Genomic DNA, 16,557 nt, shown 5'->3' on the forward strand with positions numbered 1-16,557 from the left:
TTCTCGGACTCCAGCGCCCTTAGTGGACGCCGGGTTGGCCCGACGAAGATGCTTCGGCAGAAACAGATTCTCGAGAATCACTCCCCGTTGAAGGTTCGCGAGTGCGAGGGCGACCCACCGCGGAGGGTAAGGAACCGCCACGGCCGTGAGGCTAGTACGAAGGCGATGATTCCGACGGCCGGGCAGACCCAGCCGACGTCGACCGCGAGGCTGAAGCCACTGGCGGACGGGCTGTAGGTAAGGCTCGACCCGGGGAAAAAAGTCATCGCCCCGGTAACCGGGCTTTCGGGAGTTGCAGCCATTGCACCATCAAGCCAGCTCAGTGCAGCGAGTAGCTCGGCTAGCAGTGACAGTCCGAGGAGACTGATGCCGACCGTGAATCCGACTGTCCAACGCGGGCGCGTGGGATCTGGGCAGCTTGCAGCTGCGGCCATCCCGCGGGTGCTACCCAATCCTCGGACGGCATCACGCGACCCGACGAGTGCGGTCGCAGCACCGAGGTTGGCCCTGAGCTCACGCCTCAGATCGCGTCGTCTCTGGCCCGGGACGCCGGCGAAGTCGAGCCACAGGTCGTAGGACAGAGTGGCGCCCACGATGCGGGCGCGGTCGAGGACATTCATTCTGGATTCCTTCACTTGAGGACATGATCAACGTTGGCGGTGAGCGTGGTCCACGCGTCGAGTGCGCGAGTCGCTTCTACCTGGCCGGCGGCGGTGAGAACGTAATACTTTCGTGCCGGTCCCGAGGCCGACCGCACGAGGCGCGAATCAAGCAGCCCGGCCGACTCCAAACGAGTCAGTGCGGGATATACGCTGCCTTCCGTCAGTTCCGTGAACCCGGCCTCTCGAAGACGAACCACGAGGGCGTATCCGTAGTCGTCCTGCTCCCGGACGAGGCGCAGTAGGAGGAGGGAGAGGACTCCCTTGAGCATCTGCGCATCGTGTGCCATCCCGTCAGCATAAGACCCAGTACTAGGTATACACAAGTACCCGAGTGCGCCAGCGCCAAACGCTCATGGGCTCATGGGCTCATGGGCTCAATTCATGTCGGAGAGGTCTACTCCTGGTACTGGTGTGGACAGTAGCGCCGCAAATTCGTCCCGATAGCCGTGCCCGAATGCCGCTCCCCCGAGACTTCGGAACCGCCGCGCATGGGCAGCGCATCTGCCTCCGTCGAGGTTGGGCTCGCGGGCGAAGCAGGGGACCATTCAGTTGACGCGCTGGGCAGCACCCTGAACCGCACCAGCAAGGAAATCCTGTGTCATCGAGACACCGCGGAGATCCACGACATCTCGCCGCTCCTGCGGTGTCCGAGGCCGTCCACGAGCAGGCGATGCGACGCTTCAGGGAAGCAACCGGGCTCGTGCCAGTCGAGAATCCGACAACACGACTGCTCGGCGCGCGTGCCGAGACGCGAGCTGCCGATGTCGAAGCGGCGTTCGCGGACCCGACCATCCGGGCGTTCCTGCAACGATGGGCGACGACGATCAGATCGTTCCTCGGAGACAGCGACACACCTCGGGCCAGGCCCGCACCTCGATGACGTGCACGTGGCGTCACTTCGCGCGTCACTGCTGGACGAAGGCAATATCGAACTCACCGATCCGGGCGAGTCCGAGGACTTCGGCATCCCCTGGACCGACCACCAAGCCCTGATGGAGTTCGGCGTAGGTGAAGCGACGGAACCGTGGACTTGGGCGGGCGTCAACACGGTGGCCGACGGTCCGACATGGGGCGGTTGCATCGAGGTCATTGATGAACGAGGAGTTCATGATGCCGTCGCCGGCGTGCTCATCGCCCGACCGCCGGTCAGCGAACTGAATTCGGCCGTGCAGTCCGTGAGCGAGCAGGCTCGCCTGCGCGCAGTTCAGCACGACACGATTACGGCAGTGGATCGTCCCGCACGGCAATACGGTCACGCAGGCCCAGACCGTTCATGGTGCGTTGGTTCGACCGGCGCCAGCAGGTAACCGGACGCCGCTAGAACTGTAGCCGTTGCGCATTAGAAACCGAACCAGCTTGTTCACCGGAACACGCGTGGAGCCGATAATGCGGTCAATCTCATTTCGACGGGACTTTCTCGGCGGAACACATTTTGTAGAAACGGACTTCCCTGATGGCCAAAAATACCGCATTAGTTCTCGTTACCCTCGTCGGCCTCGCTACCGTCACCGGCGCGGCCGCACCACCACCGGCCGACATCGTGCTCGGTGAACCGCAGGCTGCCGCCCACGCTCACAATGACTATGAGCATGAGCGTCCGTTATTTGATGCCCTCGAGCACGGATTCACCAGTGTGGAAGCCGATGTTTGGCTCGTAGATGGCGAACTTCTCGTCGCTCACGATCTCGAGGATGTCCAGGCGGGGGTCACTCTCGAAAGCCTCTACCTGGATCCGCTCGACCGCATCGTGGACGGACGTGCTGGCAGTGTCTACTCTGGCTGGGATGGCAGCTTCCAACTTCTGATCGACATTAAGAGTGACGGCGAGAGCACCTACGCTGCGATTGAGGAAGACTTGGCTGAGCATCGCTCGATCATGACCACGTACACCAACGGCAAAACCAAATCCGCACCGGTTGTCGCCGTGGTCAGCGGCAACCGCCCTCTAAAAACCATGCAAAATCTTGACTCACGGTTGGCATTTTATGACGGCCGCTCCGGCGACCTGACATCTGGAATACCAGCCGATCTCATGCCGCTGGTCAGTGAGAATTGGAACAAGCTATTCGTGTGGCAGGGCGTCGGTCCGATGCCGGAAAGCGAAAAGGTCAAGCTGCGCGAATACGTGCAGTCGGCGCACTCCCAGGGCTACCGCGTCCGTTTCTGGGGGACCCTCGATATTCCGGGCGAAGCCCGCGAAGCGATCTGGACTGAACTGCACGAGGCCGGCGTTGACCACATAAATACCGATGACCTCGCCGCGCTGGAGGAGTTCTTGGGGAGCCGGAGCTAGCGGAAATCGCCATCCGCTCGCCCGGACCTGAAAGAAGTACTGTGTACACAGTTGATATCGATCGGTGTCCCCAGTTCGGCCCGAACACGGTGTTCGCGGCGTTGACGTAGCCGAAACTGTCGACCGATTTCTGATACCCGGCCGAGCCGCTGCCAATGAACCACAGGCCGCAGGCTGATCCACCGGCCCTGTCGCAGGGTACGCCCTTCGCTGCCGACTGGGCGTACGGAACCTGGTGTAGCCAGGACCGAGATCCACATCGTGCCTCTCCACTTCACGGAGCGTCTGCACCGGGCAGGCAGCTACGCCGTAGTCACCACCACCGTGCAGGAGAGTCCAGGTATCTGACGCTGGGCGCAGTCCTAAACGGTGCCACCCAGTTCGGGGTGGTTGGCCTGCTGGTTGCACCCTATCTGTGCTCGGAGGGGCCCTTTCAGTCGCTTTGGTCGACCGGAGCTCAGTTCGCGAGAGCGCGGCCAGCATGGTCGCGGGCGGCTTGGGCACAGCGGTCGGGGTGGGCATTGCTGGCATCGCGTTGGGGCTCATCACGAGTAGCGACTTCCTCCGTTACTCGCCGTGCGACAGCACGTCCCTCCTCGTTATCGCGCAGGGAGTTCTCGTTACTGTCCCACTCGTCGTCGTCGTGCTTGTGGTAGAACCTCGTCCATTCCGGAAGTTCAACTTCAGAGCGCCCGAAATCGGCTGCCGGGTTCGATCATCAGCAATCGCGTTGCCAAACCAGAGTGGCCACTTCACTACGTTCCGGCACGGAGCGATGGTCCTCAACCAGACAACGATCTGGCAGATCCTGCCCTCGGATTGGATGTGCACGCTGGTTTACACGCCGCGGAGCAGCCAGTCGTAGTCAGGGTTCCTGCCACCCTCGGGGTCAGGTGCGTCCGAAGCTGGCACGGACATGCTCTGCTCGTCCACGCGCACCCGTGCCGGCAGGTCTCGCCAGCGGTCCAGCGGGGCCGCGACAACAGGACCAGGATCGTCCTCTTGAACGCTTTCGTTCGAATCGCCGATCACGTTGCCCACCTTCCGTTTGCCAACCTCAGCGTCCCGCTGTGTGATCCATCCAGCCGACTGTGACGCTCGTCGCTCAAGCACCCGCCGCCCCGGGGTTGCGAACCGACCGACCTGGAACGGCGCCGTTCAGCCCTGCTGTTGAGTGCACGCGCGTCTCCCAGCGGGCTGCTGGAAAATCGATGCGGAAAACGTCCCGCTCTCGGTGTCTCTTTGCTCGGGCGGCGAACTCGTCACGGACCTGAACGACGTCCTTTGCTAGCCCAATTCGATTTCGTCGTCCGTCTGTGATTTGGGTCAAAATGGTGGCGTCAACAAAGCGATCGATCGCGACCTGGGCAACCTGAAGGGCAGCGCTGGATGGCGGTGAATTCGCGTCGCTCAATGGCGTGAATGAACGGGGCAGCGCGATTTCAGCGATCACCGAGTCAGGGCGCTGGGTTGGAACGATGGCAGGATTCGTGCCCGATCCAAACACCGGCCCACCCTCTCATGGGCGTGTAAGTGGCACCTGCCCTTCGTGGCGGCGAGTTCGGCTTGACCGATGCTCTGTTGACGGCCGTTGAAGCCTGGGCCCGTAGCGAGACCGTCCGGTTGACTCTCCCTGTTCACGAGGACGCGGCCGCGCCGGGCGTCCGAAAGTCGGGGCTTCGCGGCCACCGGGCACCGTGTCCCGTACAACCTCGACACCAGCAGGAGCGAACTGAAAATGGTCAAGACGTTCTCACGCCTAATTGCCACCTTTTCGGTGGTAGTGGCAACGCTGGCCGGGCTCGCTCACGTCCAGGGTTCCGCTTCAGCCCTTAGGTTGGAGAGATGGATGAAGAGGTTCTGGCGGGGGGAAACTCGAGCATTGTCGTGCGGGTAGGCGACACCGTTCACCGCCCCGCCGGTCCTTGGACTCCCGCGGTACATCAACTTCTGAGCACACTCCGCGCGGCGGGAGTGACGGAAGTACCTGAGCCCTTGGGCATGGACGAGCAGGGCCGCGAAGTGCTCTCTTACCTTCCGGGAATCGTCGGCCACTACCCAATGCCCAGCTGGATCTGGTCGCCCACGATCCTGCACGAGGCTGGGTCTCTGCTCCGACGGGTGCATGACGCCAGCGCGCCCCTCGCGCATTCGGCCGCCATATGGCAGCTGCCTGCGCACCAGCCAATCGAGGTGGTGTGCCTGAACGACATCGCACCGTACAACATGGTCTTCCAAGACGGGCACATTGCGGGTCTGATCGACGTCGACCTGGCCTCCCCCGGGCCTCGGATTTGGGACCTCGCGTACCTCGCATATCGGCTCGTTCCGCTTGGCGAGTACGCAGACCATGACGCTCCGGACCGGGATGCTCGCCCCGGCCGCCTCGATGGGCTCATCCGTGCGTACGGCTATGAGTTCGATCAGGCTGCTGTGCTCCGTGCGGCAGCGCACCGGATGGAAGATCTTGCCGTTTTCACTGATCAACGTGCCGCAGACACGGGTCGCAGTGATTTCGTGGAGCATGCCGCACTATACCGACGTGATCGCGGCCGACTTCTTGACATGATCGCAAGCCTGAAAGCATCGTGAACGCGGATATCCAGGTAGTCCAAGTCAACGATCCACGCCTGCAGCATCTCACGGCGGCGGGGTACGTTGTTGTCGGCGAATCGTGGGGTGCACGCCTGCGCCTGAGCGATCCAGCCAAGTTCACAGCACTGGAAGCGGCCGTCGTCGCGGCAACGGACCAAGGATTCCTGATCGAGGAACTCGCTGCCAGCTGGGCGCCTCAGGTCACAGCACTCGAAGCAGTGAACCACGCCGACTACCCGTACACGCCAGCGACATCCGTGCCGCACCGCAACGAGTTTGATGTACTCGAACTGTGGGAATCCGGGCGCCACCTTTACGGCGCCATCAATGACGGGAACTCGTTGCCATCAGCGTCATCAGCGTCATCAGCCTGATGACTGCGCGCGCAGAAACCAAATTCACGTCCGTTCACCGTTCCTACCGCCGCAGAGGGCTCGCCGTGGCCGTCAAGGTCGCATCGCACGGGTGGAGGTCAAGTCAACGCCGGCAACATCCGCATGAATGATCATCTCGGCTATGCCATCGAAGAACGCTGGCTCAGCCTCACGATGCCGTGAAAGCACAAGAAAACCCGACCGGAAGAGGTTTCCGAATGCCACTCTTCCGGAACGTCGGAATCTCGGCGAATTGGTGCCGAACCTGTGTCCACAGGCGTCCGACGAACGAGTCTGTCGTCAGCGCAGTTCAGCTTCAAGGCACAACGCGGAAAGCGTCAGGTAGCCAGGCTTCGACGGGCGCCTGCTCGGGTACCGGAAGTTCTGTACAGGTCGCAGGAACGACAAGGTGCCACCGCCCGCGCGGCCGCGTGAGCCGCCCAATATGACAACTTCGATAGTGAAGTTCATCGCAGGTACTAAATGGAGCGCTGGCCGATAGCCGCGGCGGGTTCCAGGAGTAGCCCGTCATCCATTCAGGGCACTTGGAGGCGCCTGCTAAATCCATTTTGCGCAACCGTTCTCGCGCGTACCATTCGATGCGTCGCCAGACCGTGACCGGCGCGCCATGCTTGTCCGCGCGGAGCTATCCCGAAGGAGTGCACCATGCGTGCAACCAGCGACAACTACAGGCGTCCCGCATCGGAGAAAACAACGGTCGGGAACATAAATCGGTCAGCATTGCGCTCAGGTGGGATAGCGGTTATCGTCGCCGGACTTGCAGGCATCGCGATGTTCACCCTCGAACTAATGGGACCGGTTCTCGGTTTCGATGACACCGACAACCCCGCCGTGAGCCTCGACTATCTGCGCCAGTATCCGCAGTTTTATGCTTTGGCGGCGGTCGCAACGTTCACCATGGCACTCGCGTACATCGTGGCCAGTTTCGCTATCTCAGATGTGCTTACGCCACGCACGAGTAGTATCACCCGCCGAAGCCTGAGCGCGCTCGGACTTTTCGCGGCTGCGTTCTTGTTCATGCAAGGGGTCTTGCGCGAGTCGGTGGGGCCGTTGCTCTACATCGACTCGCTCGATAGGGGATGGGGCGAGTCCGCATACCTCACCATTCAGATGTCGGGAACCCATGGTTTCCTTGCGGCGGGCCTCATTACGCTCGCTATCTGGTCCGTGGGCATCTGTGTGGCCGGGGCTCTCTCCCGCTCCCTTCCGATCTGGTTATGTGTCTTGGGATTAGTCGCAGGCCTCCGTCTCGTGATGCTCCTGGCTGGGCCATTGATGACGGCAGCAGCGATCGACCTGCCCGGGATCTGGCTTGCCTCCATGGCACTGATCCCTCTGGGAATGCTTTGGTGGCTGGCCCTCGGCGTGGTGCTGCTGGTCAAGTCCCGCCGCAATCACGAGCAGCCACCTGTCAATTCAGCACAGTGAGCCACACCGAGTAAACGCGTACTGAGACCTGTATGCAGGTCCCGCCGGGAAGGTACACCACCGGCGGCTGCGGCACTGCAACCCGCCCGCACGAGGATCCCCTTGGGCCCCCTACGACCTGGGCTCAGCACAGCTCATCCTCCACGCTCTCCCGAATTTGTCCGGATGCACCGACGCTTCTCAGCCTTTATGAATCAGGTCTACGATTTTCTGGGCGTTGTCGTCTGGAGAGACGCTGATCTGCACATGATCACTTTCCATGGCCTCCATCACCACGACGGCAGCCTGTATCTCCCCGCCGATCTTGATAATCAGGCGCACCGAATCCCCGGCTTGGACAGCCTTCACCGTGAGGGCGTTAAAGACGACCGCCCCGTCTTCGGTAAACGTCACATCAACCGCGTTCTGCCCCTCACTTTCGGCGATGGTGGCATCCTTCACTCCAGCTCGCTCAAGTACGGATGGGAGAACAACATTCTCGCCATTGACCTGAACGCATTGCGGGTCGGCCCCATCAGCGCAAGTCTGCGATACCGCCAACTCGATCGCTCCCCCGGCAGCCGACGCTGAGTCACCGGTGCCAACTCCAGCCGAACACCCACTGAGGACCAACCCGACAAGTACGACCAGAGAGAGCCTGGGTGTTCGAGAAGCCATGAATAACCTTCCTTCGACGCGGGCTGAGGACCTGCAGAGCTTCCGCGTCCATCTTTTGCCCGACCGCGGATTGGCGATCTATGAAGTGTTCAATTGCACCAGCAGAGTCTCAGCAGCACTGGAGATGCTGCCAATTGAGGAAAGAGTGACGATGCCAGCAACGCCCCAGAACCAGTAACGGTCACTCCGACCCGCTTTCATCCGGTTGAACGACGGCCACCAAGCCGCCACCGAGCGCCCGGGGCGCGACGTGCAGGACATCGCCAACCTGCTCGCGATCTGCGATGTTCGTGAGCTCAGTGCGGCCGAGGAATTGCTGACTGTCTTTTTCCCGGGAGACGGGCTCCCAGACTAAGCACTGCGCCTCCTCGAACCCATCTTCAAGCAGGGCATCCCCGCAGTCCAGCATTGCCGCCCCCTCCGCTCCTGGGTACACGCACCTCACATCGAGCACAACAACAACCGTCAGGTCCCGCAGAGTAGGGGAGCTCCGCGGTACCCAAATGGCACCCAGCTGCCCAGCGCCGGCTCGAAGCCCTGGCGGTGAATTCTGTGCCCCATGAAGGTCCGTTAGAGCAAATGACGAGCGGGAGCCAGACGTTTCTTTGCCCTCCGGACCTGGTGGAGGATCGGCTCGGTGTATCCGTTGGGTGAGGATGCACCGTCGATGATGAGTCTGCGGGCGGCCAGAAACGCGAGCCCAGGCCCGGTTCTGCCGATCAGCGCTTCATAGGTCGGGTCATCGGAATTCTGTGCATCGACGACCGCCGCCAGTCGCCCGAGGCTGGCGTCGACATCCGTCTTGCTGATGACGCCGTGGGTGAGCCAGTTCGCGAGGAGTTGACTGGAAATGCGCAGCGTCGCACGGTCCTCCATGAGGCCGACGCCGTGAATGTTCGGGACCTTGGAACAGCCGACCCCCTGGTCGACCCATCGAACGACATAGCCGAGGATCGACTGAACGTTGTCGTCCAGCTCGGTCAGGCGCTCCTCGTCGCTGAGGTCCCGCTCGGCGAGTGGGAGGACAAGAATCGGGTCCAGCGCCTGGCGGGTCCGCCCGGCCAGTTCTCGTTGACGGGCGGCCACATCCACCTCGTGATAGTGGGTCGCGTGCAGCGTCGCCGCCGTGGGAGACGGGACCCAGGCGGTGGTTGCGCCGGCACGGGGATGCGCGATCTTCTGCTCGAGCATGTCGTGCATGAGATCGGGCATCGCCCACATGCCCTTGCCGATCTGAGCACGGCCGGGAAAGCCCGCCGCGAGACCGGCGTCGACGTTCGCGTTCTCGTAGGCAGCCATGAACGGCATGGAACGGATCTCGCTCTTGGTGGCGATTGGCCCGGCGTGCATGGAGGTGTGGATCTCATCGCCCGTGCGATCGAGGAATCCCGTGTTGATGAAGACGATGCGCTCCGCGGCAACGGCGATACAGGCCCGCAGATTCAGCGTAGTTCGCCGTTCTTCGTCCATGATCCCCACCTTCACGGTGAGCGGGGGCAGACCGAGGAGCTGCTCCACCCGCGCGAATAGGTCGACGGTGAACGCCACCTCGTCGGGGCCGTGCATCTTCGGCTTGACGATGTACACCGAGCCGGTGCGGGAATTGCCGCCTCGGGTCTCGCCGACGAGGTCGGGGAACGAACCGAGCACGGTCAGCACCGCGTCGAGAATGCCTTCGAAGACCTCGACGCCGGACGCATCCCGCACGGTTTCGGTCTGCATCAGGTGCCCGACGTTGCGCACCAGCAGCAGGCTCCGGCCGGGCAGCGTCACCTTGCCGCCGTCAGGAGCCGTGTAGACGCGGTCGGCGTTCATGGTGCGCGTGAAGACGCCGGCGCCCTTCCTGACGGTCTCGCTCAGCGTGCCGCGCATGAGCTCGCGCCAGTTGCGGTAGCCGAGCACCTTGTCCTCGGCGTCGACCGCGGCAACCGAGTCTTCGAGGTCCATGATCGTGGTGACCGCGGACTCGAGCACGATGTCCTGGATGCCCGCACTGTCCGTGGCCCCGATAGGTGCGGTCCGATCAACGATCACGTCGAGGTGCAGTCCGTGATGTCGGAAGAGCACGGACGACGGTTCCAACGCCTCTCCCCTGTAGCCGACCAGCGCCGAGGGCGACGCCAGGACAGCGGATGATCCGTCTGTCAAAGCCACGACCAGCGCACCGTTCTCGACTCGGTAAGCAACGGCATCAGTGTGCGAGCCCCGTTCGAGTGGGATGGCCTGGTCAAGCAGGGCCCGTCCGCGCGCGATCACCCGTCCGCCGCGGACGGCGTTGTAGGAATCCGCCCGGGACGCACCGCCGTCCTCGGATATCGCGTCGGTGCCGTACAGCGCGTCGTAAAGCGAACCCCAGCGGGCGTTCGCCGCGTTGACAGCGAACCGCGCGTTGAGCAGCGGAACGACAAGCTGGGGTCCCGCCTGCGACGCGATCTCCGCATCGACGTTCGAGGTGGTGATGGTGAAGTCCCCGGGTTCGGTCGCGAGGTACCCGATCCTGGTGAGGAAAGCACGGTACTCGCCCGGGTCAGGCTGGCCGGGGTTGGCCCGGTGAAAGGTATCGATCTGGGCCTGCAGGTCATCCCTGATGCCGAGCAACTCCGTGTTCCGGGGAGTGAGGTCGCTGATCAGCGTGCTCAGCCCCGGCCAAAAGGCGTCCGCGGTGATTCCGGTTCCCTGCAGCGCCTCGTTCTCGACGAACGCGGCGAATGAGGAGGCGACATCGAGATCTGCTCGTTCGACGCGGGCGGAGAGGCCGGCAATAGGCGCTGGGACGGATGCTGTGATGGGTGTGTTCATCGTTGAACTCCTTGGGCTAGTGCGGGTACGCCCGCTCGGCCGACTGTGTCTGGCCAGTCTCGCACCCCGGCGCCGCCGCTCCATGACACACACGCGTCGGCCAGGTCTCGTGCAATAGGGTTCAACTATCCGGCAGAGGCTTCACCCTCAGTTCGCCGCCTGGTCACAAACGCTGAATTGGGAACCTGATGGCTGAAGTTCGTGCACGCCCCAGTCGATCCGAGCGATTGGATGCGCTGCCGTTCACCCGAGAGCACCGTCGTGTGCTTGTGGGTTCCGGATTGGGCTGGGCGCTTGATGCGATGGACGTTGGACTCATTTCTTTCGTTCTTGCACAATTGGCGGTGCAATGGCAAGTCTCCGACCTGGAGCTGTCCTGGATCGCATCCGCCGGGTTCGTCGGTATGGCCATTGGCGCAGTTCTCGGTGGTTTGCTGGCCGACCGTATCGGCCGACGCCAGGTTTTCGCTCTCACCCTTCTCGTTTACGGTCTCGCGACGGGAGCGTCGGCACTGTCCGAGACTGTGGCCGTACTTATTGCATGGCGATTTATCGTGGGGCTCGGTCTTGGCGGTGAGCTCCCGGTCGCTTCGACGCTCGTGAGCGAGTTCGCGCCTCCACGAATTCGCGGCCGCATCATCGTCATCCTCGAATCCTTCTGGGCCATTGGCTGGACCGTTTCCGCAGTCATCGGGTACTTGGTCGTACCGTCATCGGCCGACGGCTGGCGCTGGGCACTCGCTGTCGGAGCGGTTCCGGCCGTGTACGCGGTGGTCGTGCGCCTTCGGTTGCCGGAATCGGTTCGCTTCCTCGAGTCGCGTGGCCGCCTCTCTGAGGCGGAATCGACCGTCCGACGTTTCGAAAAGTCAGCCGGAATCACCGCCGGACCCTATGATTCTGCGTGCCCCGCAAAGACAGGTGAGGGGACGATCAAAACCGGTTCCCGGACACGCGTCACCGCGCTGTGGTCGCGCGGCCTGCGTCGCCGAACCGGTGCGCTGTGGCTGGTCTGGTTCTGCGTAAACTTCTCCTACTACGGCGCCTTCATCTGGCTTCCGACCATCCTGGTCGCGTCGGGATACTCGCTCGTTCGCTCCTTCGCGTACACGCTGATCATCACCGTGGCCCAACTGCCGGGTTATGCTGCTTCGGCGTACCTCATCGAGCATTGGGGACGGCGCAGGACACTGGCCGTATTCCTTGCCGGCTCCGCACTTGCGGCGGCGTTATTCGCGGTAGCCGGCGATGCCACCCAGGTGATCGGTGCCGGCATGCTTCTTTCCTTTTTTAACCTGGGTGCGTGGGGAGCGCTCTACGCCGTCACCCCTGAGCTGTACCCGACCCGCATCCGTGCCACCGGGGCCGGCTGGGCAGCCGGCGTTGGACGGATCGCCGCCATCCTGGCTCCGCTGGCCGTGCCGATGCTACGCGAGATGGGCGGGACCGCACTTCTTTTCACGGTCTTCGCAATGTTCTTCGTGGTCGCTGCACTCGGCGCTCTCGGACTCCCCGAGAAACGGGGCAAGGCTCTGGAGGACTGAAACGGCAGGAACGGTTGCGCGAGACACTGTGGTGAGCCCGATCTGACTTTGCACGGCGGCGGCCGATTTCCGTCTTCTTCTCGGTATTCAAGTGGCAGTGGTTGCCGAAGAACGCATCGAACCCGTGCATGGTGGGCAGGAACTCGTTCGGTGAAGGCGATGCCCTCGGCCTGGCCCAACACCGCGAAACCGGGGAATCTGCAGTGTCTCGCAGGGATCAGGGCTTCGGCGGAACCCACTTCACGAAAGCCCGCTGACACTGGCAGGCTCGAAGGATGAATTATGCGATGACGGCAGCCGTACTGATGAGATTCGGTGGCCCCGAAGCATTGGAATTGCACGACGATTGGCTCCGGCCGCGGCCGCAGTACCACCAGGTGCTGGTGAAAGTAACGGCGGCTGCCGTCAACAACACAGACATTTGGACGCGCCGGGGAGCATATGGGTTGCCGGAAGATCCCACGGCGCAGGCCGGCTGGCCGGGTTCGTTTGATTTTCCGCGCATCCAGGGTGGGGATATCACCGGCATTGTCGTCGAGGTGGGTCATGGTGTGACCGACGAGCTGTTGGGCCGCCGGGTGCTCGTGGACCCGGCTATCTACGGATGCGAAAGCGAGGATGCGTCTCCGGTGGGGTACCTGGGCAGCGAGGCCGATGGCGGGTTCGCGCAGTACGTCGCCGTGGATGCAACTCATGCTCATGACGTTCAGGATTCCCCTCTATCGGATGAGCAGCTGGCGTGCCTGCCGGTGGCGTTCGGCACCGCGATCGGAATGCTTGAACGTGCCGACGTGCGAGGCGGCGAAACCGTGCTCGTGACGGGAGCATCCGGCGGCGTCGGTCTCGCCCTCGTTCAGCTGGCGGCCGCTCGAGGCGCACTGGTCCTGGCGATCACGAGTGGGTCCAAAGGGGATGCCGTGCTCGCCAATGGGCAGCCCAGGTCTTCAACCGGGACTCACCCGGTATCCTCGCCGAGATCGGTGCCACCGCCCCGGCGGGGTTGGACGTGGTTGCTGACGTCGCCGGTGGACCGGGGGTCTCCACCATGATGCCGATGCTTCGGGATAACGGGCGCTGGGTGATCGCGGGTGCTGTGGCGGGGCCGGTGATCGACTTCGACCTCCGTCGCCTCTATCTTCACAATGTGCAACTGATCGGATCCTCGATACACACCCGGGTTCATTTTCGTCGGCTGGTCGAGCTTGCACGCGGCGGCGAGGTCAGTCCTCAGCTCAGCAGCACGTTTGCCCGGACCGAGATTGCGGAAGCCCAAAAAGAGTTCTCCGAGCGACGACACATCGGCAAGATCGTCATCCTCCCCCACTGAGAACGACTGTTGGTACCCGAGGAAACCTTGATTGATGCACCAATAGTGCACTATTTTGCACTTATGAATGAAGGTGCTGCGGAACTTGCGACCGCCATCGGTGTGCGCGTCAAACACGAACGCCAACAGCACCGGTGGACTCTGGACCAGCTGGCGGAAGGCACCGGGGTGAGTCGCCGAATGCTGGTCAACATCGAGCAGGGTGCCGCGAACCCGAGCGTAGGGACACTGCTCCGGATCAGTGCCGCCCTCGGCGTGGGCCTCCCCGATCTGGTCGAACCGCCCCGATCGAAGCCGATGAAAGTCACCCGGAGGGGCGAGGGCGCGGTGTTGTGGACCGGCGCGCACGGCGGGCGCGGAGTGCTCGTCGCGGTGACTGAACCGCCGAACGTCGTCGAACTGTGGGACTGGACCCTCGAAGCAGGCGATCGACAGGTGAGTGAACCGCATACGGCCGGCACGAGAGAGCTCGTGCAGGTGCACGTGGGAGCGATCTCGATTTCGTCGGGAGAGCAGACGGTCACGCTCAACGATCGCGACGCGCTCTGCTTCCCCGGCGACGTAGCCCATGCCTACGTCAACGGCGGCGCGCACGCAGCACGATTCTCACTGACAGTGTTTGACCCGGGCGTCGGCTCGGCTACCCGAATGGAACGAGCTGATGCCTGACCGGACGGCCTTGAACACGTTTCTCGACGCCGCCCGAATCGACGATGACGTCTTCGCGTTACGGCCCGACTACCGGGCGGTGTTGGTCGCTGTCGATGGACTCGAGCCCGGCCCGAGTGATGAGGCAAGCGAGGCGCTGCTCCTCGCGGCGGAAGAGGTCGCTCGTGCCACGCTCCAGCAACAGGCTGTCGAGGAGGTTCCGCACATTGCCGCGTGGCGCGAGGCGTATCGGGCGTTCGGTGCGAAGCCACAGCGCACCCGCAATAGTCTGGAGGCGCTCATGCGCCGCGCGGCATCCGGGCTGCCCCGTGTGAATCGGCTCACGGACCTGTACAACGCAATCTCGATTCTGCACGCGGTGCCGCTCGGCGGGGAGGACCTGGCGCACTACGTCGGAGCACCACGCCTGATCCGCGCAACCGGGTCGGAACCTTTCGAGATCATGTCCGAGGGCGCATCCGTGACTGAGCATCCCGACGCCGGGGAGGTCGTGTGGACCGACACGGGCGGTGTGACGTGTCGACGCTGGAACTGGCGTCAAGCACGTCGCACCCAGCTCACCGACACCACCACCAGCGCCCTGTTCATCCTCGACGCGCTCGAACCGCTCGACGACGACGCACTATTGGCAGCAGCTCGGGAGCTGGAGCGGGAGCTCATTCGCCTCGGCTCGAACGTTCAGGTCGCGCAGCGCCGGCTCGGAGCAAACGCACTGTCCGGAAATGCCTGACATGAACCACCGCAGCATCCCGATTCCCGTCTCGGCGCTTGCTGTCACGGCCATGCTGTCCGTTCAGCTCGGCTCTGCGCTCTCCGTCGACCTGATTGCGACAGTGGCTGCTGCCGGAACGGCGTGGTTGCGCCTCACGGACGGAGCGAATCCCGATCGGCACCGCGGTGGCCATCGAGTTCCTGGGCCCGCTCACGATCCCCGGTGCCGCCGCAACCGCGGCCGTGTTCCGTATCCCCAGGCCTGTGGGCAGCTCACCCGGGGCGTCCTCGCATCCCCGGTCGGGCTCTCACTGCTTCTGCCCGTTCTACCGTTCACGCTCGAAATCTCGCCTGACGACGGATGTCTCACACCGCGTTCGGCACGCACCTGGCGGTCGAGTCCGCCATCGGCGTGCTTGCGGGATGCGAGGTTTGGTATTCGGTGATCGGCGGCACACTCCCCGCACTGGCCCTCACGATCACCCGCGCAGCACAGGCAGGAGATACCGCTGCGGCCGACGCGGAATCTCAGCGTCTGCAGCCGCTCTGGGAGATGTTCGCCGCTCAGGGCAGTCTGCGAGTGACGGCCACGATCGCGGAACACCTGGGGCTCGTTCCTCCCGCCTCGCTGCCGCGCCCCATCCGCGGCCTCAACGTGGCAGCACGCACGCGAGTCGCCCAGCTCGTCGAGGATCTCGACTTACGTAACTGACGACCGTGACGATGCGTCTCGGGCTCTTCGCCGCCGCCCTTCTTGGACTTCAGAATCGGAGACCGCCGCGCGGCATCACCACGATGAGGAAAGTTGCGATCGGCCCAAGGACAAGGGATAACAACCACCAGAGCAGTCGGCCGCGTCCTTTCGACTCAGCTAGCCCGCAACGCTGTTCCTGGGGGGAGGCTGATTTTTCCCCTGACGACGCTCGCGACGCGGATCGCATTCACCGTCCCTTCGGGCATGCTCGCGGCCGTTGCCCTGGGACTGACCGAACCGACCCTGTTCGTGCCGGCAAGCATGGTCATCGTCAGTGCGCAATATCTGCCGTTCGTGTTCCTTCACGGGATGCGTCTCGTCGCCGTGCTCGCCGGACTGCTGATCCTGGTCGGAACAGTGCTTCTCCTGTGGTGACCGGTGGGCGCTCCGCTCGGCGGATGGTTCGAGGGTGCACTCCTGGTCGGTTTCGCGTGTCTGCCGCGCGCGTCCTCAGAACGGCGCGGGCACCTCTGACTGGGTATCCCGGCTGGGTGGGGCTTGCGACGGTGTGGTCGACGCCGTGCGGATGACCGTGGCCGGCTCACTCACGAACGTGCGCCCGGTCGGCGACGTCCACTCAAGCGTGCCATCACCGATGGTGCAACACCTGCCACCCCGTCTCGCTCTTCAACGCATGACACGCCGGGCACAGGTGCGCGAGGTTGTCGTGCGCGGTCAGCCCGTCGAACTGCCAATCCAGGGAATGGTCCAGATCGCAATGCGCCG

At 63.4% G+C, this 16,557-nt stretch carries 17 protein-coding genes; 12 read left to right on the forward strand and 5 right to left on the reverse strand.

The window, feature by feature from the left end; translation table 11 throughout:
• Nucleotides 1–77: 77 nt before the first annotated feature.
• Both E3O22_RS15600 and E3O22_RS15605 read right to left on the reverse strand, forming a co-directional pair.
• The gene (locus E3O22_RS15600) at nucleotides 78–620 is read right to left on the reverse strand and encodes a hypothetical protein (protein WP_134396182.1); all 543 of its coding nucleotides are present in this window, start codon (nucleotides 618–620) and stop codon (nucleotides 78–80) included.
• An 11-nt stretch (nucleotides 621–631) separates the two neighbouring features.
• Nucleotides 632–949 (reverse strand): PadR family transcriptional regulator, encoded by a 318-nt coding sequence (locus tag E3O22_RS15605; protein ID WP_134396181.1) that lies wholly within the window; start codon nucleotides 947–949, stop codon nucleotides 632–634.
• Between the two features lie 600 nt (nucleotides 950–1,549).
• Between E3O22_RS15605 and E3O22_RS15610 the strand changes: the two genes are divergently transcribed.
• From E3O22_RS15610 to E3O22_RS15635, 5 genes are all read left to right on the forward strand, one after another.
• Entirely contained in the window at nucleotides 1,550–1,969 is a 420-nt protein-coding gene (locus E3O22_RS15610; RefSeq protein WP_134396180.1) for a hypothetical protein, read from the forward strand.
• A gap of 146 nt (nucleotides 1,970–2,115) precedes the next feature.
• Nucleotides 2,116–2,955: a phosphatidylinositol-specific phospholipase C/glycerophosphodiester phosphodiesterase family protein gene (locus E3O22_RS15615; protein ID WP_134396179.1), complete on the forward strand. Its 840-nt coding sequence runs from the start codon at nucleotides 2,116–2,118 to the stop codon at nucleotides 2,953–2,955.
• A 2,001-nt stretch (nucleotides 2,956–4,956) separates the two neighbouring features.
• The gene (locus E3O22_RS15625; RefSeq protein ID WP_241976688.1) at nucleotides 4,957–5,547 is read left to right on the forward strand and encodes a phosphotransferase; all 591 of its coding nucleotides are present in this window, start codon (nucleotides 4,957–4,959) and stop codon (nucleotides 5,545–5,547) included.
• Entirely contained in the window at nucleotides 5,544–5,924 is a 381-nt protein-coding gene (locus E3O22_RS15630; RefSeq protein ID WP_134396177.1) for a hypothetical protein, read from the forward strand. Before E3O22_RS15625 ends, E3O22_RS15630 begins: the two co-directional genes overlap by 4 nt.
• Before the next feature lie 666 nt (nucleotides 5,925–6,590).
• Nucleotides 6,591–7,373 (forward strand): DUF4386 family protein, encoded by a 783-nt coding sequence (locus E3O22_RS15635; protein WP_134396176.1) that lies wholly within the window; start codon nucleotides 6,591–6,593, stop codon nucleotides 7,371–7,373.
• A gap of 180 nt (nucleotides 7,374–7,553) precedes the next feature.
• Here E3O22_RS15635 and E3O22_RS15640 read toward each other — a convergent pair whose 3' ends face one another.
• The 3 genes from E3O22_RS15640 to E3O22_RS15650 form a co-directional block, all read right to left on the reverse strand.
• Nucleotides 7,554–7,814, reverse strand: coding sequence for a hypothetical protein (locus tag E3O22_RS15640; protein WP_134396175.1), 261 nt, complete (start codon nucleotides 7,812–7,814; stop codon nucleotides 7,554–7,556).
• Between the two features lie 397 nt (nucleotides 7,815–8,211).
• Nucleotides 8,212–8,439, reverse strand: coding sequence for a hypothetical protein (locus E3O22_RS15645; RefSeq protein WP_134396174.1), 228 nt, complete (start codon nucleotides 8,437–8,439; stop codon nucleotides 8,212–8,214).
• Between the two features lie 161 nt (nucleotides 8,440–8,600).
• A complete protein-coding gene (locus E3O22_RS15650) occupies nucleotides 8,601–10,829 on the reverse strand; it encodes a malate synthase G (RefSeq protein WP_134396173.1) in 2,229 nt (742 codons plus the stop codon).
• 188 nt (nucleotides 10,830–11,017) lie between these two features.
• Here E3O22_RS15650 and E3O22_RS15655 point away from each other — a divergent pair, with 188 nt between their 5' ends.
• The 7 genes from E3O22_RS15655 (at nucleotide 11,018) to E3O22_RS16020 (ending at nucleotide 16,206) form a co-directional block, all read left to right on the forward strand.
• The gene (locus tag E3O22_RS15655) at nucleotides 11,018–12,370 is read left to right on the forward strand and encodes an MFS transporter (RefSeq protein ID WP_134396172.1); all 1,353 of its coding nucleotides are present in this window, start codon (nucleotides 11,018–11,020) and stop codon (nucleotides 12,368–12,370) included.
• A gap of 305 nt (nucleotides 12,371–12,675) precedes the next feature.
• Nucleotides 12,676–13,419, forward strand: a complete 744-nt coding sequence (locus E3O22_RS15660; protein ID WP_241976691.1) for an alcohol dehydrogenase catalytic domain-containing protein — start codon at nucleotides 12,676–12,678, stop codon at nucleotides 13,417–13,419.
• Nucleotides 13,347–13,697: a zinc-binding dehydrogenase gene (locus E3O22_RS16520; protein WP_241976692.1), complete on the forward strand. Its 351-nt coding sequence runs from the start codon at nucleotides 13,347–13,349 to the stop codon at nucleotides 13,695–13,697. The genes E3O22_RS15660 and E3O22_RS16520 overlap by 73 nt, the downstream gene beginning before the upstream one ends.
• 63 nt (nucleotides 13,698–13,760) lie before the next feature.
• Nucleotides 13,761–14,366: a helix-turn-helix domain-containing protein gene (locus E3O22_RS15665; protein ID WP_174722076.1), complete on the forward strand. Its 606-nt coding sequence runs from the start codon at nucleotides 13,761–13,763 to the stop codon at nucleotides 14,364–14,366.
• A complete protein-coding gene (locus tag E3O22_RS15670; RefSeq protein WP_134396171.1) occupies nucleotides 14,359–15,096 on the forward strand; it encodes a B3/4 domain-containing protein in 738 nt (245 codons plus the stop codon). The genes E3O22_RS15665 and E3O22_RS15670 overlap by 8 nt, the downstream gene beginning before the upstream one ends.
• A gap of 342 nt (nucleotides 15,097–15,438) precedes the next feature.
• Complete coding sequence (locus E3O22_RS15675; RefSeq protein WP_134396170.1) at nucleotides 15,439–15,789, forward strand: dihydrodipicolinate synthase family protein; 351 nt, start codon at nucleotides 15,439–15,441, stop codon at nucleotides 15,787–15,789.
• Between the two features lie 246 nt (nucleotides 15,790–16,035).
• Nucleotides 16,036–16,206, forward strand: a complete 171-nt coding sequence (locus tag E3O22_RS16020) for a hypothetical protein (RefSeq protein WP_166784683.1) — start codon at nucleotides 16,036–16,038, stop codon at nucleotides 16,204–16,206.
• Nucleotides 16,207–16,557 lie beyond the last annotated feature (351 nt).

Source organism: Cryobacterium sp. TMT2-18-2 (genome assembly GCF_004402245.1).
In the GTDB taxonomy this organism is placed as follows: Bacteria; Actinomycetota; Actinomycetes; order Actinomycetales; family Microbacteriaceae; genus Cryobacterium; species Cryobacterium sandaracinum.